We start from the raw sequence: 2,643 nt of genomic DNA on the forward strand, positions 1-2,643 counted from the left end.
GCTCAAGGCCTGCTACCAAGACTTCAGCCCGGAGCAGCAAGCCAGGATCCGCGCGATCATCGGCGCCGACGCAGCGCCCGCACGGACCGCCCTGCCCAAGCGCGTCAAGGCCAGCAGACCGCCTCGCGAAGACCTGCCGCCACGCTTCTGGCTGCCCTATAGCGGTGAGACCTGGACAGGTCGCGGGCGTCCGCCGAAGGCGTTCATCGCCTGGGAAGGCACCGTCGCCCACACCGAGTGGAAGAAGCACCACCCCGACGAGCGTTTCCCCACCTACCCCGGCTGATCCTGCACGGCGTAGGCAACCCAGCCGCGGAACGACAGCGCAGCGTAGAACAGCGCGGGCCGCTCGAAACCGGCCTGCTCCAGCAGCGTCACCTCTTCTTCCGGCGCGAGCGTGGGCAGCCTGCTGGCAATCGCCTCGGCGCGTGCTTCGGCGCTCTCCCCGCCGATGCCGCGGGCGGTGACGAACGCGGCCCAGCGTTGGAACCACACGCGCTTTTCATCCGGATCGCGGGGCACGCTGTGGTGGGCGACCACCAGCGGTGCGCCCGGCCTCAGGCGGCGCCGGAGTTCGCGCAGGGTGTGCAGGCGTTCTTCGCGCGATAGAAAGTGCAGTGTCAGCAGACACGTGGCGCCATCGAACGCGACGACGGGCGCAGCATCGATGTAGCCCTGGATCAGTTCGACGCGCGGGGACAGGCTGCCCAGCACGCGCGTGGCCAGCGCGAGCATCTCCGCGGACGGGTCCACGCCGGTGAAGTGCCAGTCGGGGCTGCACTCGGCGAAGACGCGCAGTTCCATCCCTCCGCCTGCACCAAGCACGAGCACCCTGCCCGCCTGCGGAACCCGCTCGGCGAGCAGCACGTGCGCCATCTGATGCAGCGCCTGCACACCCGGTACCTGACGGACGAGCGTGTCGGCGTAGCGCGCTACCGCATCGGGATCGGAAAAGGACATGACGGCCTACGGCGGAAGATGGCGTTTAATGTAACAGTGACAGTTACATTTATGCCAGTCGTCCGCCCCGCAGCACGGGGGGACGTTCGTACGACGCACCGCCCGGCCGGCGCATGCAGCACACCCGTGTTGCAGCTGCATTTAACTTCTGTTAATTATTGCTGCAGCGCAGCAGATCCCCTGCCGCGCAGGGAGAACCCATGGGATGACCCACTAAGAGAACGGTACCTCCAACACTCCGACTGCAAGGTGCACGCATGAACGACAGCATTGGCAAGTGTGTTCACGCTCCGAAAGCAATTTCGCCATTGGCATCTGCAGTACACGTGGCGCTGGCCACCACCCTGCTGTTCTCCAGTTCCGTTGCGACGGCACAGGACAGCACACCCCCAGGCACGGCGGACGCCGCTACCCTGGAGACGGTTTCGGTTCTGGGCAGTCGTACCAAGCCGCGCACGGTGTCGTCCTCGGCAGTGCCGATTGACATCATCAGCGGGGAAGAGTTCCGCAACCAGGGCGCCACCGATGCGCTCGACCAGTTGCGGGTGCTGGTCCCCTCCTTCAACGTCAGCACGATTCCCATCGACGATGCCGCCAGCCTGGTGCGTCCGGCCAACCTGCGTGGCCTGCCGCCGGACAACACCCTGCTGCTGGTCAACGGCAAACGCTTCCACCGGGCGGCGGTGATCACCTTCCTCGGTCACGGCCTGTCCGACGGTGCACAGGGCCCGGACCTGTCGGTATTTCCATCGCTGGCGTTGGAACAGGTGGACGTGCTGCGTGACGGCGCGGCCGCACAGTACGGGTCGGATGCGATTGCCGGGGTGATCAATTTCGGCCTGAAGAAGCTGCGCGAAGGCGGCAGCGCGGAGGTATTCACCGGAAAGTACTACCAAGGTGACGGGCTGACCACGCAGTACGCGGCGCAGATCGGCCTGCCCTTGACCGCGCGTGGTTTTGCCACGCTTACCGCCGAATGGCGCAAGGCGGACGACACCTCGCGCAGCGTGCAACGCGACGATGCCGCGGCCGCCATCGCCGCCGGCTACCCTGGCGTCGGGCAACCGGCGCAGACCTGGGGCTCGCCGCAGGTGAACAACGATCTGAATGTGGTGGCCAACCTGGGCCTGTCCACCGACAGCGTGGACCTCTACCTGTTCGGCAACTACGCCAAGCGCAAGGTCGACGGCGGCTTCTACTACCGCGACCCCACCGCGCGCTCGGGGGTGTACTCCAACGATGGCGGCGACACCCTGCTGGTTGGCAATCTGAGCGGTGCCGGTGCCTGCCCGGGCATCGCACTGCGCGACGGGGGCGGCAACCTGCTGCCGTACAGTTCGGTGAGCGCGGCGGTGGCGGCGCTGCCGTCGAACTGTTTCACCTTCCTGTCCACCCTGCCGGGCGGCTTCACCCCGCGCTTCGGTGGCTCGCTGGAAGACGCGTCGGTGGTGGCCGGGGCCAAGGGCCTCTGGGGTGACTGGTACTGGGATGTGAGTGGTTCATGGGGCCGCAACGACATCGACTTTGTCATCTACAACACCGTCAATGCCTCGCTGGGCCCGGCGCAGCCGCAGGGCCTGTCCTTCCGCCCGGGTGGAAACACCCAGACCGAAAAGAACCTCAACGTCGATGTGAGCCGCGATATCGCCACCACGTTCACCGCCCAGCCGCTGCGTCTGGCGC

At 66.7% G+C, this 2,643-nt stretch carries 3 protein-coding genes; 2 read left to right on the forward strand and 1 reads right to left on the reverse strand.

Annotation, left to right across the window (positions count from 1 at the left end):
* Positions 1-286: H-NS family nucleoid-associated regulatory protein (locus ACXJKH_RS18380; protein ID WP_457321504.1), on the forward strand; the 286-nt coding region annotated here is incomplete at its 5' end.
* On the opposite strand, the gene ACXJKH_RS18385 is transcribed toward ACXJKH_RS18380, so the two are convergent.
* Positions 274-960 carry a class I SAM-dependent methyltransferase gene (locus ACXJKH_RS18385; protein WP_457321506.1) on the reverse strand — a complete coding sequence of 229 codons (687 nt, stop codon included), beginning with the start codon at positions 958-960 and terminating at the stop codon, positions 274-276. The genes ACXJKH_RS18380 and ACXJKH_RS18385 overlap by 13 nt on opposite strands.
* A 308-nt stretch (positions 961-1,268) precedes the next feature.
* Here ACXJKH_RS18385 and ACXJKH_RS18390 point away from each other — a divergent pair.
* The coding region (locus ACXJKH_RS18390; protein ID WP_457321508.1) for a TonB-dependent receptor plug domain-containing protein at positions 1,269-2,643 on the forward strand (1,375 nt) is incomplete at its 3' end.

Source organism: Stenotrophomonas sp. P5_B8 (genome assembly GCF_054049855.1).

Bases quoted from the DNA above. Each gene is read 5' to 3' on its own strand.
- ACXJKH_RS18385 (WP_457321506.1), bottom strand. From the start codon at position 960: ATGTCCTTTTCCGATCCCGATGCGGTAGCGCGCTACGCCGACACGCTC.